Consider the following 22492-nt stretch of genomic DNA (forward strand, 5'->3'; position numbering starts at 1 on the left):
TGGACACCACTCAGGACCCCCTGTGGACGACTCGGCAGCGCAGGGCCGGCCCGAACCCCGCAAATGGTTGGGCCACCCAAGCTCGATCACAGGCCCGGCTCAGCAGACCGCGATCGAGACGCAACCGACCAGGATCGACCTCTTAACACCAGCTACCTAGTTCCCGTGCGGATCGGCCGCGTTCAGCATCGCCACGACCTGCTCGTAATCCCCCCGCGCCTCCCCGTACCGCAGGAACTTCACCCGCTCCACCTGAATCTCCTTCGCGTCCGGCTGCGTCTCCAGCAGCTCCACGACCTCCGCCACGAACTCCTCCAGCGGCATCGCGAACTCGCTCTCCTCCTGCCCGGGCAGCAGCGCCGTCCGCACGGACGGCGGCTCCAGCTCCACGACCTTCACCCCCGTACCCTCCAGTTGCAGCCGCAGCGACTCACTCAGCATGTGGATCGCGGCCTTGGAGGCGTTGTAGCTCGGCGTCACCTTGAGCGGCGCGAACGCCAGCCCCGACGAGACCGTGACGATCGTGGCGTCCGGCCGCGTCTGCAGGTGCTCGACGAACGCGGCGATGAGCCGGATCGGGCCCAGCACGTTGGTCGTCACCACCTCCTCGGCGGAGGCCAGGAACGACTCGGGCCGCCGCCAGTCCTCGATCCGCATGATGCCGGCCATCGTGATCAGCACGTTCAGGCCGGGGTGGCGGGCCAGCACCTGCTTGGCGGCGGCCTCGACGCTCGCCGCGTCCGTCGTGTCGATGCGCACCGTGTCGAGGCCGGGGTTCTCGGCGGCGATGCGGTCGAGCAGGTCCGTACGCCGGCCGCCGATGATGACGGTGTTGTTCCTGGCGCGCAGGGCGAGGGCGAGGGCTAGGCCGATGCCGCTGGTGGCGCCGGGGATGAAGATGGTGTTTCCGGAGATGTTCATGTCTTGAGCTTGGCGTGGCCGGCGGCGCGGGTGCAGAGAGCGGTTATCGGGGGATCGCCGATCCCCCGTTGCCGCAGCCGGATTCTGCTCCGCAGGCGCTGGCCATACCGCTGACCTCCTGTTTCTCCTCTGGCAAGTGGGATGGTGCGGGGGTAGGGGGAGCGGGGAGACCGAAGGGAGACCGCGGGTCGCGGACAGTCCTCTCCCGGGGGAGCCGTCCGGGGCACCAGGGCGGCGCTGGCCTCCGCCGCGGCGTGCGCCACCTCCGGCAGCACAGCGGTGTAGAGATCGGAGGTCGAGGGAGACCAGGTTGTCGGAGGAGTCGGTCTTCGGGGCGCCCTCTTCGACCTGTCCGTTGACGACTGTGAGCTGCGTGGTCACCGACAGCGTGCCTTCGTCGGTGTCGAGGTCGCTCCAGCGCGCACCGCATGCCTCGCCGCGGCGCAGCCCGCGGAAAGCGACCAGATGGAACAGCGCGTACAGCCGATCGGTGACGGCATGATCGAGGAACGCGCCGAGCTGGGCCGGGGTCCACACCATGACGGGAGAGGGACGCAGGTCAGCGCAGGCCCACACCGTGATGGTCCGGCGACGACGGAGGTCGGGGTCGGCGCGCACCGCCTCGAGGCGCTTGGCGAAGGCCCGGTCGAACGCCTCGACCCGGGCCTTGGTCCACACCAGGCCCTTGGGTTTCCTGCCCGTAGGCAGGTGCATCAGGGCAGCGGCGTTGAAGGCGACCAGGTGCTCGCGCATGGCGTCGGCCAGCACGCTCCGGAGCGTGGCCCTGATGCGTTGTTCGGTCACCGGCCCGGTCGGGCCCTTGCCACGGACCGAGTTGCGGATGTCAGGGTCGTCGGAGCGGCGGGCGGCCAGAATCTGAGCGTTCTTCTCGTCGATGCGGGAGAAGACCTTCTCGATGGTGGGCACGAAGATGCGGTCCAGTCGGACCTCGTCGAGGACCTCGCCGAAATGCACGTCATGGTGGGTGATGTAGTGGGTCAGCGTGGACTTGCGGACGTCCTTGAGGCGCCGGTGCCGCTCCACCCACGTGGTCCAGTACTCGCCGAAGGTCATCGACTGCAGCGGCTGTGCGTCTTGCGCACCTTGCCGCCGGGGTGCGCACGCTCACCGGCACGGAAGGGAACGCGCCCGCTTCCCGTCGGGAAGCCAGCACGCTGCGCACCACCACAACGAGGCAGCACCTGGCTGTGCACCCGGACCGGCCCGCACCACCTCCGGCCGGTCACCGGGCGGTCCCCGACAGCGCACGGACGGGGTGATGCCCGTCGCGCCGGTCGGGCAGCGCCGGCCTGTCCCAGCATGCACGCCGACGCCGGTCCAATAGTTTCACCCTTGGATCGGCGCGGCCACCCGCACACCGCACGGCCTGGGCGTCGGGCTGCTGCTGCCCTACACGCTGGACGCGGCCAGGGACGCCATCGGCGACCGGCTGGCCATCCTCGCCGGGGTGTGCGGGCTCGACGTGACCGGCGCCTCGGACGCCGAGGCCGCGGACATGTTCCTCACCTGGCTCGACGGGCTTCTCGCTGACATCGGCATCCCTGCCGCCCTGGCGGACATCGGCGTGGCACGCGCCGACCTCCCGCGCTTCGCGGAGATGGCCGGTGGTGTCACCCGCTTGATCCAGAACCATCCGGGCCTGACCGACACCGCCAGCCTGACCGCGATCCTCGAAGCGGCTTGGACCGGGGACCGGACCCGACATGTCCTGACTCGGGAGCAGAGACAGTGACGGCCTTTCCCGTGACGACGAGTTCGCCACCCCACTGACCCTGTCTTTCTCCCGTATTCCGGCTGCCCCCTGTGCGGCCCCGCACGCCCTGGGTAAGATCATCCGTATCCTGGGGCGGCTTTCTGCGGGACCGGGGGTCTGCGATGACCGAGGCGGTGTTACGGCCCAAGCTGGTGGGGCGGGCCGGAGAGAGGTCCTTGGTGGAGGCCGCGATCGCCGGCGGCCACCGCCTGGTGCTCATCGACGGGGAGCCGGGGGTCGGCAAGACCCGGCTGCTGGAGCACCTTGTCGAGCGGGCGGAGGCGGCCGGGCGCACGGTGCTGGCCGGCAGCGCCACCGAGTTCGAGCGGCTCGTCCCGTTCGGCGTCTACGTGGACGCCTTCACCCGCCTGTCCGACACCGCTCCCGGAGGCGGGCCCGCGGAGGCGGCGCTGAGCATACTGCTGTCGGCGGGCAAGGCCGACCAGCTCGATCGTTACCACACCTACCGCGGCATCCGGTCGCTCCTGGGCCGGCTGGCCGACGACCGCGGCGCCGTGGTGGCACTGGACGACCTGCACTGGGCCGACGCGCCCTCGCTCGAACTGACCGAGTTCCTGCTCCGCCGCCCGCCGGCCGCCGGGTTCACGCTGGCCCTCGCCTGCCGTACGGGCACCGTCCCGCCCGCGGTCGCCGAGGCCGTCGCGCGGCGGGACCCGCACGTCACCCGGGTGAGCCTGGCCCCGCTCGACGAGGACGCGGCGGCGCTGCTGGTGCCGCCGCAGGTGAACCCGGGCCGCCGGCGGCTGATGTACCGGGCCAGCGGCGGCAACCCGCTGTTCCTGCGGGCGTTGCTGGACGCCGACGACCGGCTCCTGAGCGAGCTGGCCGAAGGGCGGCCGGGCGCCACGCACGCCCTCGAACAGACGCTGCTGGCCGTGCTGCGCCGGGAGCTGGACCGGCTCACGCCCGCCGGCCGGCGGGCGGCCCACGCGGCGGCGGTCGCCGGGGAGCTGGCCTCGCCCGTCGTCATCTCCGACGTCGCCGAGCTGGACGCGGCCAGCGCCGCAGCCGCCGTGGACGAGCTGTGCCGGCACGGCCTCGGCACGCTGGCGGGCGCGCGGTTCGCCTTCCGGCATCCGCTGGTGCGGGCCGCCGCGTACGACACGTGCGGGGCGGCTTGGCGCGTGGCCGCCCACGCCAGGGTCGCCGGCCACCTGCGCCGCACCGACGGCTCGCTCGCGCTGCTGGCCCACCACACCGAGCGGTGCGCCGAGCCCGGTGACGAGCGGGCCGCCAGGACGCTGGGCGACGCGGGCATCGCCTACCTGGACTCGGCTCCGGCGACCGCCGTACGGCTGCTCCGCGAGGCGCTGCGGGTGCTGCCGGAGCGCGACGACCTCGTCCCGTACCGGGGCAGGCTGCTCACCGGGCTGGCGCGCGGCACCGGCGTGATGGGCTCGCTGACGGAGAGCCGGCGCATCCTGCACGAGGTCATCCACCTGCCGCCCGAGGTGGCCTCGGCCGCGGTGGCCTTCTCCTCGGTGATCTCGCGCATGCTCGGGCGGCTGGACGAGGCGCAGGCGCTGCTGAGCGCGCAGACCCGCAAGGCCGAGGGGCGGGTACGCGCTCAGCTGCTGGCCGAGCTGGCCGCCGTGGCGATGCTGCGCTCCGACCCCGGAGGCGCCAGGCGGCACGCGCGCGAAGCGCTCACGATGGTGTCGGAGACGGCCGATCCCGCGCTGGAGGCGGCGGCGTACGCGCTGATGGGGGTGGCCTGCCTGCAGGACGGCGACCTCGCGGCGGCGCGGGCGCACAGCAGGCGGGCCGGCTGGCTGATGGACAGCGCCTCCGACACCGCCCTCGTGCCGCACGTCGAGCTGGTCGCGCCGTTGTCGTGGAGCGAGATCGTCCTGCACCGGCCGCTTGACGCCGAGCGCCATCTCGCCAGGGGCGTCGAGCTGGCGACCGCCTCAGGGCGCAGCTACGCGATGCCGTACCTGCTGATCGGGCAGGCGCAGCTCAAGGCCAGGGCGGGCCGGCTGGCGGAGGCCATCGACCTCGCCGAGCACGCCGCGGCGGCGTCGGAGTACATCCGCAGCAGCGAGACGCTGGCGATGGCCCGCTGCGTGCTGCTGCTGCCGGTGCTGTGGCGGAACGGCGTCGAGGCCGCCATGGAGCTGGCCGACTCGCTGGCCGCCGACGGGCCGGGGTCGGCGTGGTGGCAGGCGATGGCGTACGTGCCGGTGGCCAGGGTACGGCTGGCCGGGCGGGCCGCGGCCCGCCATCCGCTGCCGCCGGTCCTGACCCGAGACACCGAGGTGGAACGGCTGGCCGTGGAGTCGATCCTGGCCGGGGCCGACGGGGACGTGGCCACCGCGCTGGCCCGGTCGGCGGCGGCGATCGAGGCCGCGGAGGACCTGCCGTACCGGCTCGGGCTCGCCCACGACGCCCGCGCCCGCGCGCTGAGCGGCCACGACGACCTGCCGGGTGCCGTGGCCGCCGCCGGGATCGCCGCCGAGCGGTTCGCCGAGAGCGGCGCGGTCGTCGAGCGCGGCCTGGCCCACCAGCTGCTCGCCACCCTCCACGACCGGCTGGGCGAGGTGACGGCGAGCCGCGCCGAGATCGGGCGGGCCAAGGCCGCGTACCGGGAGTCGGGGGCGGACTGGCTGGCCGGGCGGCTGACCCGGGTGGAGCGGCAGCTCGCCGCGCGCGGGCAGCGGCACGCGGCGCGGGAGACGGCGCTGACGGGGCGGGAGCGGGAGGTGGCCGAGCTGATCAGCCAGGGGCTGACCAACCGGGAGGTGGCCGAGCGGCTCCAGGTCAGCCAGAAGACGGTGGAGACGCACGTGTCGCGGATCTTCAGCAAGTACGACGTGCGGTCCCGGGTGGCCCTGGCCAGGCGCCTGGCCGCCGGCGGCGACCTCCCCGCGAGCGGCTGAGGCCCCCGGGGCCGCCGGGCGGCTCGCGGCCGTCCGGCGGTCCCGGGCTGGTGCTTCTACGCCCACTCCTCGCTGGTGATCTCTGTGATGTCGTCGTTGATGAAAATGCTGGGCGAGCAGGGGTCCGGGTGCGACTTGGTGTTCGCGAAATGGATCCAGAAGAGCTGGACGGGCAGTTGGAGGCCGCCGCCGCTCACCACGGACGTCGAGATCTGCATGGTTTCGCCACCGCTGCCCGGCTCCACCTGGACGGGCTTGCACGGGTCACCGCTGGGCGTGTTCGTGGCCCCGCCGGTACTACCGGTCCCGCCGGTACTACCGGTGCTGCCGGTACTGCCCGTGCTTCCCGTGCTGCCGGTGCTTCCCGTGCTTCCCGTGCTTCCCGTGCTGCCGGTACTGCCCGTGCCGCCGGGACTGCCGGTGCCGCCTGGGACGGTGCTCGAACCGCCGTGCTGGCCCGATTCCCCGGTCGGATACGTGTACGTGGCCGGAATCCAGTTGTAGCCGCTTCCGTAGGTGACGCCACCGCCGATGCCACCGCTGACCACCTGCGCCCCCGGAATCGCGGGGAACGGGATCGGATCGGTCACGATGGTCACAGGGAACTTGGTCTCCCCGTTGGGCCGGATGAAGTGGCAGATGCTGTCGATCTCGACCCCCTCGCACATCAGCTCGGGATGAGCGCGCGCCCATTCCTCGAACTCCCGCTCGAGCTCCGGGTCCTGCGTGTCGGCGATCGGGTTGGTGTGCACGTTGGCGAAGTCGGGCCCGTTCGGGAAGAGGTCGGGGAACACGCCGGCCATGAAGGTCGCCAGCGCCTTGCCCATCGCCACCGCGCCCGGCTCGTTCGGGTGGAAGCTGTCCTGGACGATCTTGAAGGTCTTGGTGTTGCCGACGAGCTCCCAGCGGATCTTCAGCCCGTTGAAGTACGACGCCGGCTGGCCGAGCTCATGACCGGCCACCACGCTGGTGCCGTTCGGCCCGGCCGTGTTGGGGTCGAAGACGTGGAGCTTGACGGAGGGATACCTGGCGCGGAAGTTCTCGACCGCCTGCTTGATCGCGTTGTTGACCGCGACGGCGAACCGGTACATCTCGTCCAGCGCCTCGCCGGTGATCTGCGTGATGCCGGTGTTGCCGGACGCCTTGACGGCCAGCGGGTAGAGCGCCACGATGATCGCCGCCTTGCCCGCCTTGAGATGGGTGTCCACCAGGCCCTGCTCGACGTTCGCCGAGACCTGCGGGATCCGCTTGAGCAGCCTGTCCACCTCGAAGTGCACGTCGCGCGCCTGGTGTTTGGCGATCGACGGGTCGTGGATGTCCTCGTCCAGCCAGCCGACGTAGTGCGAGGCGATCGCGGACGACAGCATCGGCCCGAAGCCGGCGTCGTTGCCGCCGAGCCCGAAGTAGACGTAGTCGGAGTCCGCGGGAACGCCGTCGAGCTGGGGCGGGTTGCGTACGACGCTGCAGCTCTTGTCCTCGCACTGCTGCTGTTTGAGATGCTTGGTCTCGGCCCCTGACGAGGCGTTGAAGTGGAACTCGTCGCCGCCCCACTTGGAGCGGATCTCCTGCGGCAGGATCGTGTACGAGCCGACCGGGTAACGGCCCTGCTGCAGGTAGGCCCAGGCCAGATGGGCGGGTGCGTACCCGGACTGGTGCTTGAACAGCTCCGTGGGATATCCGTTGTAGACGCTGTCGTGGCTGGCGCCCTCGCCGCTGGTGTAGCTGTCGCCGACCACCGCCCCCTTGAAGTAGCGCTTCGTCGGCTCGGGGGTGGGGTCGGGGATTGCCGGCGGCGGCGTGAAGGGGGGCGGGGGGAAGTTCGGCACGGGCTTGAACGTCGGCGTGATCGGCCCTGTGGTCGGCAGAGGCGGGACCGGCCCCGCGGAGGCCGTACCGCTGGTCAGCACGGTCGCGACGAGGGCGGCCACGAGCCCGATCAGGCCCAGCGTGAGCCAGCGCCGTAACGGGTGGGGAGGTCGCATCAGCGTGGATTCCTTTTCGCCGGAGGGGACAAACGGGATGTCGTACCGCAGGCATCCTCCGCCCCCGCGCGCCCCCTAACATCGGGTGCTCCCCACCCGACCACCCCGACTTTTTGCCCTCGGGGAGGACGACCGCCCAGGTTGGCATCGTCCTCAACTCACGACATCAAGACGCGTGGGCTGCGGCGTCGATGGTCATCTTGGATTCTTGACCTCTTCCCGCAGGTCAGAGCGTGATCTCGTAAGGCACGTACGGCATGTGGCGAGAGCGGAAAGGACGACCGCGGGTGCAGCGGGGCTGGCCGTCAGCGATCGCGGCACCGGGCGACGGGGTCATGCTCATGGCGAGGTGTGGGGCTCTTGCGGCGGCGGACAGCGCAGGAAGGCTGGTTCAGCCGCTGCTGGCGCGGTTCTCCTTGGCCAGTGGTTCGCGTCGCTGACGGGTCCGATAGGAATCACCGGTCAGGGTGAGGACCTCGGCATGATGGACGAGACGGTCGATCATCGCTGCGGCGACGACGTCGTCGGAGAAGGTCTCGCCCCAGCGTCCGAAGGGCGGATTCGAGGTGACCATGATCGAACCCAGCTCATGGCGGGAGGCCACAAGCTGGAAGAACAGGTTCGCGGCGTCTTGGTCGAAGGGGAGGTAGCCGACCTCATCGATCTATGCGGATATCCGCATAGATCGATGAGCTCGGCTACCTCGAACTCGACAAACGCGGCGCTGACCTGCTGTTCCAGGTCCTCGCTGACCGCGAGGAGACCGCCAGCGTCGCCATCGCCTCCAACGAGTCCTTCGGCAAAGCGCATATGTTCGCGTGAACTTGTGTCAGGTGACGCCGAAACTGCACAGGTTCGGCGTCACTTCTTGGGCGCGTCATGAGCGTTGATCGGAATCTGTTGCGTGGCGATCGGTGCGCATCTGGGTTGCATCGGGGAGGGTCACGACGAAGTGCGGCTTCCAACAGTCCGACTCCTGGGTGCCGATCTCGGTCTGGCAGCCAGAGCAGATGAGGTTGGGGCCATCCAGCCCCGAAGGACCGCAACATCCGCTCCAACGCCGAGAATCGGCGTGTCGTTCTGCTCCCTTGACATCGTGGGGGTGCAGGACAAAGCCGTAATTCCAGCTCGTCGCATAGGTGCCCAGGACGACCAGGGGTTTGCCCGGAACGTCTCGGTCGGCCGGCGGAGCTTCCTGCTGCTGGATCGCGGTAGTGAGGCGGTGGCCGCAGCGGGCGCAGACGAGGAACGACATGTCCCCATTGTGCTGGTGACGTCATGGCCTCGGCAGCGAAGGCTTATGCCATCGTTTCGGGCATGCGGTCAGAGTCGACCCGGTCGGCGAGATAGATCATGACGCCTTCGGGGTTCATCCCGAAGGCCGCGGCGACGAGCTTGGCGTCCATGGCGTTGACCAGGTCGATCAGGCGAGTGGAGCGGAGCGTCCGCGGCGAGATACCAGCCGGGTCGAGAACGTGGCTGACATAGGCGACAGAGGCCGGGTTCCGCCCCGCCTTGGTGCCCTTGGTGACCATCAGATGAGGGTTGCTGGTGCGCTGGTTCTCGCGGTGAGCCACGCACCTTTGGATGGTGGTCCAGCTGACCGGGTCCAGGGGCACGGGGCGGGGACGTTGCCCAAGGCGGATGGTGCGGCCGGGCCGGTCGATGGCATCCAGTCGCAGGTGGCGGACCTCGCTGCTGGAGGCGCCGTGAAGCAGGGCGAGAATGCCCAGCAGAGCCTCGTGCGGGTGGACGGCCGGGTCGGTGGTCCATCGCTGGAAGAGGCGTCGCTGCTGGTCGAGGGTGAGGGTCTTGCCGATGAAGCTCTTGGGCGCTTTCGCCGACAGTCCGCTGGTGGGGTCGACCAGGATCATCTTGTGGCTCTTGGCGAAGCGGAAGAACTGCCGGGCGAGCTGCAGCCTGCGGGGTCGATTCTGCTGAGCGGCCAGCGCAACGCCGGTGAGAAAGCACTGATCACCGCGACGGAACTCGTCGACGCTGGCCTGGTCACCCACTTCGACCTGCCCGATCACGAGCAAACCACCCTGCTGTGAGCCGTCGCACCGCTGGGCATGCTGTGCGCGTGGCGCGCCCGCGAGCTGCCCCGGCTGGTGGAGCCCCTGCGCGCCGCCGCGGCAGGCATCACCGGGGCCTACGAGAGGCAGGCCCCGGCTCTGGGACGCTATCGCGCCGGCTCGACGACGGTGACCACGTGATAGGTGCTCGTTCCCTTGACGGTCGAGCTGCCGACCAGCGTGACGGTGTAGGTGTGCGTCCCGGCCGTGGCCGGCGTGTCGGTGAAGGCGAACGTCCCGTCGGTGGCAGCGGCCAGCTTCTGACCCTTGGTGGTGACGGTGCCGTCCGGCGCGACGGCCCTGCGGCTGACGGTGACCGTCGTGCGCGGGTAGACGACGCCCTCGGCGGCAAAGGAGCCGCTGAACTCCAGCAGCTCGCCGACGGCGCCCGTGGCGGGCCCGTTCACCGTGAGCGCCGGTTCGTACCTGGCCACCGTGACGGTCGCCGTCGCGTAGGCCCCGTCGTACCAGGAGTTGCCCGGCCAGGACAGGCGATACCTGAACGCCCCGAGACCCGGTGGGGTGTCGGTGAACGCATAAGTCCCGTCCGCCGCTGTGGTGACCTCCCGGAAGGGCCGGTCCGTGCCGTCGGGGAGCCAGCTGTACAGTTCCAGCGTCTGCACGCCGGGGACCGCCCCGGTGCTGAGCGTGAGCCGTCCGCTGATGGTCAGCGGCTTGAGCGCGTTCGCCTCGGCGGGCGCCGTCAGGGTCAGGGCCGAGGAGTGGTAGGGCGCGGACGGAAGCCGCCACAGATGCATGCGCCCGGTGCCGGGCTCCTTCAGCACCGCGAAGGTGTAGATGCCGTAGAAGCCGATGCTGCCCGGCACCAGCACCTTTCCCTGGTGACCGGCCGAGTAGATCACCTCTGTCGTGGTCGCGTCGTAGACCACGAGCTCCGCCGCGTCACCCGCGGCGGAGTTCCAGCCGCCCACGACGTAGTAGCCGTTCTCGCTGGCCGCGACGGTGGCGGCCAGGTCGTGCCCGGCCGGCCCCTTCTCGTCGTAGGCGTGGGCCCGGTCGAAGGTCGTGGTGTCCCAGGCGTCGAAGCGATGGGCGCCTGACGGCACCGGCAGCACCGCCGACCCTTGGTAGGCGAGGGCCAGGTCCTCCAGGGGCGGCAGCCCGTCCGCGTCGCCGACGATCTCGCCGAGCGGGTTGCCCGGGTCACGGTTGACGTCGTACAACCTGACGGTGGCCGGGCTGAGTCCCGGCTCCGACACGGCGAGGAAGGCGCCGGCGACCGCGACCAGCGGAGGCCGGGTCGTGGCCGGCCCGACCTTGACGAAGACGGGGGTGTCCCGCACCTCCAGCGCGACGACCCCTCCCTCACCCGCCCCGCCGCAGCCGTATCCGATCCACAGCCGGTTGTGGGCCTGCGCCAGCGTGGACGGGCACGGATACGCGGACAGATCGATCCGCCGGGTGACGGCGACCGTGGCGGTGTCGATCTCGATCACCTCATGCGTGCCGCTCAGAGTCGCGTACACCTTCCTGGCGCCGTCCGGCGCGGACAGGGCGGTGACCCCGGACAGGCCGCCGATCGTGGTGACGGCCTCGCCGTCGAGATGCGTGACCACGATCCGGTCATCGGCGGCGACGAAGACCTTGCCGTGGCCGGCCACCAGGTCCCCGCCCTTGCCCGCGACCCCGAGGTCGGCGACGAGATCGGCGGCCGCGGCAGCGGGGGCTGGGGCGGCGAGCAGGCTCGCCGCCAGGAGCAGGGACCCGGCCGAGGCGACTAATCGGCCGATGCGTTCAGAGGCTGAGGGACGCACATGCACTCCGTTCCGAAAGACGATCTTCTTTCTTCGAACGTATATTCGCATGTTGCGGTATCGCCGTGAAGGGCTGGTCGCCGAGTTCCTGGATGCGGCCCTTGAACAGGGGGGTGGCGAGGGCCGCGATCCTTGTGCGGCTGGCCCTCGAGGAAAGCCTGCGCGAGGCGTTTGGCCTGGTCGCAGGAGACCTTGCCGGGCATGGGCGGTTCGTTCAGGTTGACGTCCACGTCCATCAGTCCCGAACGAGCCCGCGAAGGGACTTGCCTGACCGTCGCGCGGGCACGTGCCCGACACCCCGCCACTCGAAGAGGCACTCTGCATTCCGCGCCGCAGGCAGACGAGGGGCCGCCAGGCCGATGGGATGGGTTCTGGCGACCCCGCGGGCGACAGTACCGCAGGCAGGCCCGGCCTCAGACGGCAACGCAGATGTGCCACGCCGACAGGCTGCACCATCCGGCCCGCCCCATGTTCGGGCAACTACCGGCAGGACGGATGCCGGTGACCATTGATTTGACCATCGTCCACACCGTGGCGCGTTCGCGGACGTCCTTGGTGCGCCAGCGTGCTTGGGGTGCGGCTGCCGGCCCCAGCAGCAACCCGGCCCAGCAGCACCCCCGCTGGGACGGCAGGGCTGGGACGGGACGTGCCTGTCGCACCTGTCATGACGGAGCCCAGCGGCGATCCGTCACGGTCAGGGATGTGTGCAACTGCGTAACCTGTCCCGGCCGTGAGCTTCCCATCATCGAGATACCCGTCATCGGCGCCGCCTTACGCCGTTGGCCCAGCGGCGTTCGTCCGGCTTGGCCGCTACCGCGCCGGTTGAGGTTGCCGTTCTGGGTTGCGCAGGCGCAGGTCGGGCAATGTGAAGAGACCGTCGGGGGCGGTGAGAGACCGGGTGAGGAAGGCCGCGATTTGCGGGGGCTGCAGTGTGATGGCGCCGATACCCGCCTCGGTGAGGGGGACGTGTTCGGCAAGGTACTGGCCGCGGCCGGGCTCGGTGAGTTCGGGTCCGCTCCTGTCGGCGAGGTTGTAGTGCAGCAGGCGGGCGAGGAAGAAATGCTGCCGGTCGTGGGTGGTAGCCAGGACGTGGACGAGGGCGTGGATGGCGGTCTCGGCGCCGAGCTCTTCACGCAACTCCCGCGCGAGAGCATCTTCCAGGCAGGTGTCGGTGTCCTCGACGCCGCCGCCGGGCAGCACCCAGTACGGTTGCTGTCCTGGCTTGATCCGCTTGATGGTGAGCAGATGGCCGTCGTGGTCGATCAGAATGGCCCGGACGCGTTCACGCATGAGGAGCATCCTCTCTCACGGCAGGGACGGCGCGCAGGCTAGTGCAGCAGCCAGCCGCCGTCGACGTGCAGGCTTTGGCCGGTGATGAACGCGGCGCCGGGGCCGGCCAGGAAGGTGACCGCCGCGGCGACGTCTGCTGGCTGCCCGCGCCGGGGGATGCACTGGCGGGCGAGCTGGTCGCGCACGGGCGTGCGGTCGGCGGAGGGCAGCCGGCGTTCGCGCTCCACCTGGATGGGGCCGGGAACCACGGTGTTGACGGTGATGCCGTGGCCGCCGAGTTCGCGGGCCAGCGCGCGGGTCAGGCCGTGCAGTCCGGCTTTGGCCGCTGCGTAGGCGGCCAGGCCTGCGCGGCCGCTGCGGGCGGTGATGCTGCCGACGTTGATGATGCGCCCGGCTCGGCGTTCGACCATGGACGGAGTCACCGCGCGGGCGCACCGGTAGTGGCCGGTCAGGTTGAGATCGATGGCCGCCATCCAGCGGTCCTCGGTCAAGTCGGTCCAGCGGATGCGTGGATAAGCGCCTGCGTTGTTCACCAGGATGCGGATCGGGCCGAGCTGCTCGGTGACGTCGGCGATCATGGCGCTCACCTCAGCGGTGCGGGTGATGTCGGCCTTCACGCTGATCCCCCGGCCGCCGGTGCGGGTGATCGCGGTGATGATCGTGCTCGCCTCGTACTCCTGGTGGCCGGGGTGGGCGACGGCGACGTGCGCACCCGCGTCGGCCAGGGCGCTCGCGATGGCGGCGCCGATGCCGGTGGCGCCGCCGGTGACGAGCGCGGCCTGGTCAGTGAGAGGAAGGATCGGCTGCGGCATGGTCTGGTCTCCAGGGGAGGGTGGTGGCCAGGTCGGTCAGGTCGAGTGAGGGGTCGAGGATACGGCCGAGCTGGGCCAGGCAGATCGCCCTATCCGAGGGGGACAGCTTCGCCAGCGGGATGACGCCGAGGATGCGCAGGGCCAGCCAGGGAGCCAGCGCAGTGGCCGGCCCGGGGGCGAGTCCGGGGATCGGCATGGGGGCGGACATGGTGCCCGCGTCGTAGCCGCGCGCGGTGAGCAGCCGTCCCACGTCGCCGTGCAGCCGCTCCAGCAGCGCGTCGAGCGCGGCGCGCCGGCCGGGCCCGGCGCGCAGGGCCGCGTCCACGGTGATGTGGCCGCCGGTGATGTGCAGATGACGGAGGTGGGGCCGGTCCGCGGGGGCGCGCCGGCGGACGGTGCGGGCGTAGGTGCCGGGCTGGTAGGCGGGTATCAGCCAGCCGCCCAGAATGAGGAGGTAGGCCAGGAGGTTGGCCGCCTCTCCTGCGATCGTGGTGCGTCCGGCGTGCTCGAGGTCGAGCCAGCACAGCGATGGGCCGGCGATGTTCGGTTCGGTCGGGTCTCCTTGGGAGATCATGCTGGGCCACCGGCTGCCGGGCGGTAGCTGGGTTCGCAGGCGGGTGAGCAGGGCGGGCAGGTCGATCCGGTAGCTGCCGGTCGGGGTGTGGACGGTGCACGGGCGGGCTCCGCCGTACCAGCGGTCCAGGCGGCCACCGGGGCGCAGCCGGGCCGCGTACAGGGCGGGCACGGTGGCGTGCAGCGGTGTCAGGCGGCCGGTCCGGTCGTGGCTGTGCTGCCAGGAGTCGCAGACGGCGTTGATGAGCGCGCGGACGGCCGGGACGTGGGCGGGTTCGGCGTCGGCCTCGGTGATGAGGTCGGCGAGCAGGTGCGTGCAGCGGCCGCCGGCGAACACGTCCTGGTAGATCAGCGTGGTGCGGGGGCCGTCGTGGCGGCGGTCGAGCAGGTGCGGCACCGGCGCCAGGCCGCGCAGCGCGCGCCAGCCCCGATATTCGCCCTCGGCTCGGTGGGTGGGCATGGTCTTGTGGAAGGTGCCGTCGGCGCGGTGCTGCCAGCTGGATTCGTCGCGGATGCGGGCGTGCCGGTCGGTGGCTTCGGTCAGGCTCATCATGCCTCCTGCAGGCTGGCCAGCCACCAGTGGAGCACTCGCTGGGCCAGTGCGGTGATCTCAGCCGCACCGGCGCCGGGACCCCGGCAGGTGATCGGCTCGCCGGTCACCGTGGCGAAGGCGGCCAGGGCCTCGTGGTCGGCGGCGTGGTGGCGGCCCTCCGCTGCCAGGACGATCTTCGCCAGGAGCGCGGCCGTCTTGTACAGCGCGCACGTCTGGAGCGGGCTGCGTAGCAGCAGCCGCCGGATCTGGATGGCGGCTTGGGTGGCGTCGGCGGTGCTTGCCGCCGCCACGGTGTGCAGGTCGGGGCAGGGCAGGCGCAGTCCGGGTGCGTGCCACAGGACCGCCGTGGTGCCGGCGGCGATGGAGGCGAGGGTGTGCAGCAGCCGGGACGGCAGTACGCCGGCGCGGCATTCGGCCGCACTGATCAGAGTGAGGCCGAGTTTCACGCCGCCGAGCAGCCCTTCGTGGCGGGCGACCGCCTCGGCGCTCGCGGGCACGAGCGGCTGCTCGGCCAGCAGCAACACGTCCAGGTCGCTCCAGTTGACGGTGTAGCCGCCGCGGGCGGCGCTGCCGGTGACGGCGATCAGGTCGACGAGCGGTCGCGGGCGCGTGAGGTCGCCGGTGAGCTGGCGCAGGAAGGCGGTCAACGGTTCCGGCAGCGCCAGGTCGGCCAGCGGGGTACGGCGGGGCGCCGTCAGCGGCCAGGCCTGGGCGCGCTGGCGGACCAGCCGGTCGAGCTGGTGCTGCAGCGCGTACAGCGGGCCGTCGTTGGCCACGACCACGTCGGCGATCTCCTTGACCTGCTCCGCCCCCCGGGCGTGCTTGACCGCATCGCGGTCGACGACGTCGCCGGGCCCGTCCACCCCGCGGCCCTTCCGGACCTGCAGGCCGGCATCGAGGTAGCACAGCAGGACGCCGTCGCCGAGCAACGGCTTGAGCGCGGCCGCGACCTGGTCGCTGTGCAGGCTCTCAATGCTGACCAGGCGCTGGTAGTGGTGGGCGGCGCAGAAGCGGTCAAGCTCATCCACCAGCAGTTCGGCCGCTTCAGCGGGCGCCAGCGCGTACACATCGGCGATGCGGTGGCGGGCCGCGGCCAACTCCAGCAGGTAACCGATCTTCAGGCGGGCGCTGCCGTGCCGCTCAGCCAGGTAGGCGCCGGCGCTGCTCTTGCCGCTCTCCGACAGGCCGCCCAGGGCGATGACGCGCACTTGGCCGATCACCGGGAGGCCGACGTCGATGCCGTGCGTGCGCAGGCGCTGGCACACCTGCCGGTGCACCTGCATGATCGGGGCCGTTCCGGTCACGATGGCCTCGCCAGTGTCATGGTCGCTGGGGCGCGGGCGGGCGTGCAGATGCTGGTGCAGCAGGTGCTGGTAGGCCCGGTAGAGCGGGGTGGTGGAGGCTTGGCGGGCCAGCGCCTGGGCGGCGCCCTGTGCCGGGCCGGCGGCGTGTAGCAGCAGCAGTTCGCTCACCCCGGCAAACGCCGCCTCGAGGTCGCCGGCATAGGGGCGAGCAGCGCGCGGGCGTGCTCGGCGGCCCGGGCGTGCTCCAGGCCGAGCCGCACCGCGGCGGTGGCCGTCACGCTGGCCTGCAGCATGGCCGGGCCGCGGTCGATCAGCACCAGTCCGCGCGGGGTGCGGGCATGCCGGGCCCGGTTCAGGTAGGAGCAGGCCAGCACGTCGGCCACCTCGGGCAGCGCCGCGTCGGTGAACCACCATCTGGCCAGGCCGTGCTCATGGGCGGCGCGCCAGCGCGAGTCGAAGGTCTCCAGCGGGCCGGCGTCGCAGGCGTCAGCCAGACGGCGGGTCAGCAGCCGGATCTGGGTGGTCTTGCCGACGGCATCCGGGCCGCTGAGCGCCACCAGGGTGGGCGCGTCTGTGGAGGCTGCACCGCGCGCGAGCGCCGCCCGGGGGCAGGCGCCGGGCTCGCCGGCGGGCTCGGCGAGCAGGTTCCCAGTGTCGATCATCGGATCGAGGACCTTTCGCGTCTCCGGCACCGTCGCGGCCGGCTCCGCCCTACCGTCCCCCGGTTGATCTGCGCAGTGTGAGAGCGCGTGCACAAGCTGCATGCGGCATGCGGATTCCGCAATCCGTCTGTGCATCCCCCGCGACGGCGCGTAACCTTCGGCTGGGACCTGCTGTCCGACCGGCCGGGAGCGCGATGCGTAGCGATCCGTGGACCACGACGCGAGCCCGAGCCTTCCTCAGCACCAGGGACGTGGGCAGCGCCCTGCGCTACGCGCGCACCCTGCTCGGCCTGCGCCAAGCCGATGTGGGGCGGGCCGCCTACTGCTCGGCCTCCACCATCTCCCGCCTGGAGACCGGACGCCACGGCGCCGATCTGGACCTGATCCGCCGGGTGGCCACCGCCGTGGCCATCCCGCCACACGTGCTCGCCGCACTTACCGGACTGGGATCGCCTGCTCACGCTACGGTTACATCACCGACCACCGCCGAGCGGGAGGACGACCCGATGCGCCGCAGGACGCTGTTCACGGCCGCCGCCACGGCGGTGCCCGCCGCCCTGCTGGCCCGTATCGAGGACGCGCTGGCCGTGATCCCGTCCGTCCCGGCACGCCCGCTCACGGCCGCTCAGCTCACCACCCGGCTGGCCCGCGCCACCCGGCTGTTCGACCGAGGCGAGGTGGCGCGGCTGGTGGCCGACCTGCCGGAGCTGCTGGCCGTCGCGCACGACAGCGTCGAGCGACGGCCCACGCCCGAGGCCTTCATCGGGGCTGCCGCCTGCTACGGCCTGGCCACCGAGGCGCTGTCCAAGGCGGGACGGCAAGCCAGCAGCCGGCTCGCCGCCGACCGCGCCATCATGCTCGCCCGCCTGTCCGGCTCGCCCACCAGCATCGCCCTGGCATCGCGCTGCCTGGGCGTGGTGCTGCGCCATGAGGGCAGGCACGCGCTGGCCGACCAGGTGGTCCTGGAAGCGGCCGGCCAGCTGGAAGCGACCGGTCTGACCCGCGCGCCGGAGCTGGCGGTTTACGGGCAGGTGCTGTGCTCGGCCGCCTACACCGCCGCGCAGCACGGCGACCGGGCCCGCGCGCTGGAACTGATCGGGGACGCCGCCGCCGCGGTGCGACGCCTGCCCCGCCCGCCGCGGTGCGACGCCTGCCCCGCCCGCTGCCCGCGGCCCTGCCTGGCCAGCCGCCGGTCATCACGCCGGCCCAGGTGCGGCTGTACGAGGTGGGCGTGCACTGGAGCCTGGGCGACCCCGCCACTGCATGGCGCGCCGGCCGCACCCTCAACGCCGCCCAATTCACCACCCCGGAACGCCGCGCACGCCTTCACACCGACCTGGCCAGGGTCTGTTGGCAACAGGAAAGACCCGAGCACACCATCGCCCAGCTACTGACGGCCTACCAGCACGCCCCGGGCGAGGTCAGCGATCGCTCCAGCATCCGGCAGATCGCCGTCCAGGTCACCGACCGCTTCCCCCGCGCCTCCGGCGCGACACGGTTGCGCACCGCGATCGGACATGAATTCGGCGCTGGCATCTGAGCGGGGGGTACGTTTCGCCTCCGCGATCGTTGAGCGGCTTCACAGACCACCGATCATGCTGCGCCCGGTCGGCGACCCCCGCCACCTGCGGCCCTGACCGGCTCGTACCGGATCGCCGCCGAGGGCATCACGTTCCCCGTCCCCGGCTGCGACAGCCCGGTCCTGTGCGGGTGTCCGTGGCGTCTCAACCGGGCGACACGCGGATCCGAGGGGCCGCCACTACCCAGGTGTTCCTCGATGACCACGACGGGCAGCTGAAGCCCGCGACCTGCCAGCAATGACGGACACCGGTCGCGTCCCATCCCGCGCCGTCGATCAGGTCGGGCAGCACCCGCCCGGCGGCCACCTGACATGGGGTTGGCACAGAAGAACGGCTTGGCTGGCACCGGCGGCGCGGTGATGCTGCCGGTCGAACTCCGGTACGGCGGGTGGCGCGCTGGTTCCCGCAGGACAACGAGCCAGCGCAGCGTATACCTACGCTGAGCGGCCAGGAAGTCAGGCATGATCGTGCCGGTCACGTCTCGTCCCCGAGTGGTCCCGCCCACGCTCGGGACGGCACACCTCTGGGGTAGCGGCAACGACGGCTCCTCTCCATCCGGGAGACGCAGCTCAGCGGCTGTGGGGTCGATCCCGTCAGGAAACCTTGGAGGAGGGGGCCGCCCAGGTGTTGCAGGAGGCCGGGTCGGCGGTGCGGAAACCGGCCTTGACCCACCGCTTGCGGTTGACGGCCTTGCCGTACTCGGCGGAGTCGCGGTAGAAGGACGACGCGACCCTCTCCCAGTCCCGCGCGGTCTTGCCAGGCAGCGGCCAGACGCTCTTGGTGAAGGCCGCGCCCAGGCATTCGACCTGCTGGTACATGCGCCGCTTCTGTTCAAGGTGCTCGGCCTTGCTGCCGGCTCTGAGATCCTCACCGGCGTCGTAGAGACCGGCCTGCTTCTGCACGTGGTACCCGTACATGACGGCGATCGTGTTGAAGAGATCGAGGCCGGTCATGGGTCCGAGGAGCCAGTACTCGCCGATCTTGAAGGAGAGCGTGCGGTCCCAGTCGCAGTACCACACCGAGGACGGCTGGATCGTCTCGCCGTCCTCGGACGCGCAGTAGTTCTTGGGCAGGCGGGTCACGTACCGCACCTCGACGGGCTCATAGGGCAGACCGGCCTTCTTCAGGTGCTGTCCCCACGTGTTCTCCAGGCAGCGCAGGGCCTCGTTGATGTAGGCGCGGGCCTCGGCGGGCGTCATGGGCTCGTCCGGCAGGTCGTTACAGGTCGTGGTGGGCAGCGGCCCGGCCTGGTACAACGCGTTCTTGACGAGCACGGGGTTCTTCACGGGATACGCCGAGGCGTGCGCGGTAGCCGTGACGGTCAAGGGGGTGAGGAGCACGCAGGCGAGTACCGCGATCTTGAGGGGCTTCACGATGGGTGAGAATAGGGCTTGCCGGGTTGGAGCGCCATATCCCCATCCTCGGGCTTGCGATACCTGGACGGGCCAGACCAGCATCCTGACGGCCGCACCCGCCGCAAGGCCCGCCCACCGAGATGCACAACCACCATCAGGGGGAACCCTCAAGGCCGGGTAGTTAGGGCCTGGAGCTGCGGCGCAAGGGCGTCTCACAGAGTGAACGAGGCGTGAACGAAGGAGCAGAGCTCCGGTAGAGGGCTTCTGACCAAGATCGCTCTTCGTGAGGGAGGCCTCCGCTGTCCGCACAGGCTGCCATCACTCGTCGTGTCACGGGAGCCGAGGGCGTGTTCGCGCCCGGGCACCACACTCCAGCAGGCCGCCCTCGGTGTGCTCGTGGTGTCGCAGCAGGCGGACGGCAGCCGCAGGGTGCTGGATGGCATCCACCGCAGGCCCGCCGGTTATCGGGGCCGCAGGAAGACCGCGCCCGGCGTTGCGGCGGGCCTGCGCCCCTGCACAGGTACCGCCCGGGTCCTGCAGGCGAGGTCGTCGGGGTGCATGTACTCGCGGTGCCGCACCAGGGGATTACCGCAGTGGTGCCGCACAATCAGCCCGGCGACCGCCTGCTGGAACGCAGGCGCACCGGCTGACCGGCGCGCTCCGCCGGGTGTGCGAAACGCACACCCGATGGTGACACCTGGCATCTGTGATCGGCTCCCGGCCGCCCGTAGCTTCCAGATATGACCGTCAAACGCATCGCCACCATCGCCGGCGCGACGCTGCTGGCAACCACCACGCTGACAGCACCGGCGCAAGCCTCGTTCCCCTTCTCCTGCGAGACCGGCCGCGTCATACCGAGCAATGACGGCAGCCTCCACGTGAGCGGCGAGAACTGCAACTCCCCGGTTCACAGCGGGGGCGTCAACGCGGAGGTGACCATCCGGACCGGCCCGGCGGCCGGGAAGTACCTCTGCGGCCTGGTGCTCACGTACGAGTTGCACAACAACCTCGGCGGCTTCAACTGCCACCCGATCTGACCGGCGGCAGGTCCTTCGGTCACCGGCGGACGTGCGCGTGCCAGCCTCGGGGTCGGTGCTACGCGCGCTCGCCCCAAGGGGCGAGCCGTGCACCCTTTCGCGCGGGACGCGGCACATCGGCGCCCGAACGGCGGGCCAAGGCGCTGGACGTCCGGCTGAAGGTCACGTCCGTTACCTGATCTGCTCAAGGGCCAGATCCGCAGGAGCGACGGATGAGGAGGCCGACACGATCAGAGCGCTGCCATAGAGAACCTTCGCACCGCCATGCCGGGTGATGAGCTGCGCGGCCGCACGCACCGCCCGTCCCTTGCCGGCCAGAGCGATGATGTCGGTGGCTGCCGTCCCCCCATCCACGCGCCGGCCGGAAGGCGGACGTGCTGCCCGAGGTCGGCGGGAACGCCCGGGGCCCGGCCCGGCAGCCAGGCGTCCAGCAGTTGCAGTGCCAGCCTGATGCAGGCGCCCACCTCCGGCGCCGACCCGTCAGGGCACGCAGGCTGGGCCTGATCCAGGAATGCCGCGGCCAGGACAGTGTCTCCGGCGTGCAGGGCCTCGGTGACCATGCGGAGCGTCGCCGTCGCCCAGCAGCGCTCGGGCCCGATCGGCGGGGCTGCGACGATGTGGTTCTTCTGCATCGTCACCTCCAACGCCGCCTGCACGTCGTCGATGGCGCGCACCGCCTCACGGCGGGCGTCCCGCTCAGGCAGCGTCGCGGCGGCCTTGGCGCCAGCCGCCGGCGGCGTTGCCGCGGTCACCGCCCGCATGTCGCCGAATCCGATCCCGGCACACTCGGGCAGCCACTCCACATCCAGGCCGATCCGGGGATCACGTTCGTGCTGGCTGGCCAACGCCCACAACATGTCATGCCGGTGTGCCGGCCCCTCGATGAACAGGTCGCCGCTCGTGCACATGGCCTGCCAGTATCCGGCCTCGGGGTCGCAATCGGGCTTGTCACACTGCTCGGCGTCGCACTGGGCTTCCCAACAGACGGTGACGACGTGATCGTCACTGCCGGAGCAGGTGTCGGGCGGAGGGTCGGACAGCGAGCGGGGCACGGCTCCACCGTATCGCCAGCGTGCCTTGACTACTGTCCGTGTCTTGGTGGCATCACCGGGGGGGAACACGGTGATGCCACCGTCCGGCCCGGCCGCTGCCGCGCCGGACTCAGTCTTTCCGTCCTCACCGGCATCCTGACGACGTCCGGCCCCGCCGCCAGGCACGCCCTTCACCGCGCCGTCGGCCGCGAACTCGTCCAGAGCCACAGCAGTGCCAGGCCCCGCCGTCGACGAAGGCGTGCTCACGCGGGAACCGGCGTCGAAGGGGCCACGCAACCGGGGTCAGACCGCGCCGGTCCAGAGGGCGTCGGCGGCGGAGTAGACGGCCAGCAGGTCATCGTCGAAGTAGGCGGACAGGCCCGTGTCGTAACGCCCGTTGGCGTCGGTGTCGGCGACGCTGACCGTCAGGCCGTTCAGGTAGCCTCTGGCGCTGGCCGCGTCGTAGCCCAGCAGCCAGGAGGATCCTTGCGCGCCGTGCCCGGTGAACGCGGAGCGTACGGGCAGCAGTCGCTCGCCGTTCAGGCTGGGGGCGTGGGCGGTGGTGGTGACGCTGCCCATCGACGTCTTGAGGTTCTGCCCGGTGTAGGGGCGTATGCCGTCGGGGTGCGGGCCCGCCGGGTAGCCGAAGACGTTCACCGAGGAGCCGAGCGGCTGGTTCCAGGCCAGGCCCTGCCCGCCGACGTGGTCGCCCAGCCTGCCGAAGCCGGTCGGATCGCCCGTGGTGGAGGGGACGACGCCCTCGTACACGTTGACGGTGACCGGCGTGGCGGCGGCCCCCCGCAGCGATGCCCGCAAGCGCCTGGGCGGCCGTGTGGTCGCGGATTTTTCACGCGAGCCCAACCGATCA

19 protein-coding genes are annotated in these 22492 nt (G+C 71.2%); 5 read left to right on the forward strand and 14 right to left on the reverse strand.

The genetic code is table 11. The features are described 5' to 3' along the window. Window positions 1-156: 156 nt before the first annotated feature. Window positions 157-1995 (reverse strand): SDR family NAD(P)-dependent oxidoreductase, encoded by a 1839-nt coding sequence (locus ABD331_RS59075; protein ID WP_344496107.1) that lies wholly within the window; start codon window positions 1993-1995, stop codon window positions 157-159. Window positions 1996-2278: 283 nt separating this feature from the next. On the opposite strand from ABD331_RS59075, the gene ABD331_RS59080 reads away from it, so the two are divergent. After that, complete coding sequence (locus ABD331_RS59080) at window positions 2279-2674, forward strand: dehydroquinate synthase/iron-containing alcohol dehydrogenase family protein (protein ID WP_344496148.1); 396 nt, start codon at window positions 2279-2281, stop codon at window positions 2672-2674. 143 nt (window positions 2675-2817) lie between these two features. After that, entirely contained in the window at window positions 2818-5595 is a 2778-nt protein-coding gene (locus ABD331_RS59085; RefSeq protein WP_344496109.1) for a helix-turn-helix transcriptional regulator, read from the forward strand. Window positions 5596-5651: 56 nt separating this feature from the next. Here the strand turns inward: ABD331_RS59085 and ABD331_RS59090 are convergent, their stop codons facing one another. Together ABD331_RS59090 and ABD331_RS59095 are read right to left on the reverse strand one after the other, a co-directional pair. Next, on the reverse strand, window positions 5652-7577 hold the full coding sequence (locus ABD331_RS59090) for an SGNH/GDSL hydrolase family protein (protein ID WP_344496111.1): 1926 nt from the start codon (window positions 7575-7577) through the stop codon (window positions 5652-5654). 391 nt (window positions 7578-7968) lie between these two features. Continuing rightward, window positions 7969-8241, reverse strand: a complete 273-nt coding sequence (locus ABD331_RS59095; RefSeq protein ID WP_344496149.1) for an ATP-binding protein — start codon at window positions 8239-8241, stop codon at window positions 7969-7971. Between the two features lie 20 nt (window positions 8242-8261). Here ABD331_RS59095 and ABD331_RS59100 point away from each other — a divergent pair, with 20 nt between their 5' ends. Next, window positions 8262-8399 (forward strand): ATP-binding protein, encoded by a 138-nt coding sequence (locus ABD331_RS59100; protein WP_344496151.1) that lies wholly within the window; start codon window positions 8262-8264, stop codon window positions 8397-8399. Window positions 8400-8454: 55 nt separating this feature from the next. On the opposite strand, the gene ABD331_RS59105 is transcribed toward ABD331_RS59100, so the two are convergent. From ABD331_RS59105 to ABD331_RS59140, 8 genes are all read right to left on the reverse strand, one after another. Then, entirely contained in the window at window positions 8455-8832 is a 378-nt protein-coding gene (locus ABD331_RS59105; RefSeq protein WP_344496113.1) for a hypothetical protein, read from the reverse strand. A 43-nt stretch (window positions 8833-8875) separates the two neighbouring features. Then, window positions 8876-9610, reverse strand: a complete 735-nt coding sequence (locus tag ABD331_RS59110) for a hypothetical protein (protein ID WP_344496115.1) — start codon at window positions 9608-9610, stop codon at window positions 8876-8878. A 149-nt stretch (window positions 9611-9759) separates the two neighbouring features. Then, window positions 9760-11427 (reverse strand): hypothetical protein, encoded by a 1668-nt coding sequence (locus ABD331_RS59115; RefSeq protein WP_344496117.1) that lies wholly within the window; start codon window positions 11425-11427, stop codon window positions 9760-9762. Between the two features lie 810 nt (window positions 11428-12237). Beyond that, entirely contained in the window at window positions 12238-12717 is a 480-nt protein-coding gene (locus ABD331_RS59120; RefSeq protein WP_344496119.1) for an NUDIX domain-containing protein, read from the reverse strand. 38 nt (window positions 12718-12755) lie between these two features. Then, window positions 12756-13529 carry an SDR family NAD(P)-dependent oxidoreductase gene (locus ABD331_RS59125; protein ID WP_344496121.1) on the reverse strand — a complete coding sequence of 258 codons (774 nt, stop codon included), beginning with the start codon at window positions 13527-13529 and terminating at the stop codon, window positions 12756-12758. Then, window positions 13501-14652, reverse strand: coding sequence for a hypothetical protein (locus ABD331_RS59130; protein WP_344496123.1), 1152 nt, complete (start codon window positions 14650-14652; stop codon window positions 13501-13503). Before ABD331_RS59130 ends, ABD331_RS59125 begins: the two co-directional genes overlap by 29 nt. Continuing rightward, window positions 14652-16127: a nucleotidyltransferase domain-containing protein gene (locus ABD331_RS59135; protein WP_344496125.1), complete on the reverse strand. Its 1476-nt coding sequence runs from the start codon at window positions 16125-16127 to the stop codon at window positions 14652-14654. Before ABD331_RS59135 ends, ABD331_RS59130 begins: the two co-directional genes overlap by 1 nt. Then, window positions 16124-16621, reverse strand: a complete 498-nt coding sequence (locus tag ABD331_RS59140; RefSeq protein WP_344496127.1) for a hypothetical protein — start codon at window positions 16619-16621, stop codon at window positions 16124-16126. The genes ABD331_RS59135 and ABD331_RS59140 overlap by 4 nt, the downstream gene beginning before the upstream one ends. Before the next feature lie 194 nt (window positions 16622-16815). Here ABD331_RS59140 and ABD331_RS59145 point away from each other — a divergent pair, with 194 nt between their 5' ends. Beyond that, complete coding sequence (locus ABD331_RS59145) at window positions 16816-18015, forward strand: helix-turn-helix domain-containing protein (RefSeq protein ID WP_344496129.1); 1200 nt, start codon at window positions 16816-16818, stop codon at window positions 18013-18015. 779 nt (window positions 18016-18794) lie between these two features. On the opposite strand, the gene ABD331_RS59150 is transcribed toward ABD331_RS59145, so the two are convergent. Next, window positions 18795-19574: a neutral zinc metallopeptidase gene (locus ABD331_RS59150; protein WP_344496131.1), complete on the reverse strand. Its 780-nt coding sequence runs from the start codon at window positions 19572-19574 to the stop codon at window positions 18795-18797. Window positions 19575-20296: 722 nt separating this feature from the next. Between ABD331_RS59150 and ABD331_RS59155 the strand changes: the two genes are divergently transcribed. Beyond that, window positions 20297-20593, forward strand: coding sequence for a hypothetical protein (locus ABD331_RS59155; RefSeq protein ID WP_344496133.1), 297 nt, complete (start codon window positions 20297-20299; stop codon window positions 20591-20593). Between the two features lie 230 nt (window positions 20594-20823). Here the strand turns inward: ABD331_RS59155 and ABD331_RS59160 are convergent, their stop codons facing one another. Then, window positions 20824-21852 carry a hypothetical protein gene (locus ABD331_RS59160; protein ID WP_344496135.1) on the reverse strand — a complete coding sequence of 343 codons (1029 nt, stop codon included), beginning with the start codon at window positions 21850-21852 and terminating at the stop codon, window positions 20824-20826. 75 nt (window positions 21853-21927) lie between these two features. Further along, window positions 21928-22440 (reverse strand): hypothetical protein, encoded by a 513-nt coding sequence (locus tag ABD331_RS59165; RefSeq protein ID WP_344496137.1) that lies wholly within the window; start codon window positions 22438-22440, stop codon window positions 21928-21930. Window positions 22441-22492 lie beyond the last annotated feature (52 nt).

This window comes from Nonomuraea monospora (assembly GCF_039531895.1).
In the GTDB taxonomy this organism is placed as follows: Bacteria; Actinomycetota; Actinomycetes; order Streptosporangiales; family Streptosporangiaceae; genus Nonomuraea; species Nonomuraea monospora.

Coding starts and splice junctions, on each gene's coding strand:
- ABD331_RS59075 (WP_344496107.1), bottom strand. CDS start 1,995: ATGACCTTCGGCGAGTACTGGACCACGTGGGTGGAGCGGCACCGGCGC.
- ABD331_RS59085 (WP_344496109.1), top strand. CDS start 2,818: ATGACCGAGGCGGTGTTACGGCCCAAGCTGGTGGGGCGGGCCGGAGAG.
- ABD331_RS59090 (WP_344496111.1), bottom strand. CDS start 7,577: ATGCGACCTCCCCACCCGTTACGGCGCTGGCTCACGCTGGGCCTGATC.
- ABD331_RS59105 (WP_344496113.1), bottom strand. CDS start 8,832: ATGTCGTTCCTCGTCTGCGCCCGCTGCGGCCACCGCCTCACTACCGCG.
- ABD331_RS59120 (WP_344496119.1), bottom strand. CDS start 12,717: ATGCGTGAACGCGTCCGGGCCATTCTGATCGACCACGACGGCCATCTG.
- ABD331_RS59125 (WP_344496121.1), bottom strand. CDS start 13,529: ATGCCGCAGCCGATCCTTCCTCTCACTGACCAGGCCGCGCTCGTCACC.
- ABD331_RS59130 (WP_344496123.1), bottom strand. CDS start 14,652: ATGAGCCTGACCGAAGCCACCGACCGGCACGCCCGCATCCGCGACGAA.
- ABD331_RS59140 (WP_344496127.1), bottom strand. CDS start 16,621: ATGATCGACACTGGGAACCTGCTCGCCGAGCCCGCCGGCGAGCCCGGC.
- ABD331_RS59145 (WP_344496129.1), top strand. CDS start 16,816: ATGCGTAGCGATCCGTGGACCACGACGCGAGCCCGAGCCTTCCTCAGC.
- ABD331_RS59155 (WP_344496133.1), top strand. CDS start 20,297: ATGACCGTCAAACGCATCGCCACCATCGCCGGCGCGACGCTGCTGGCA.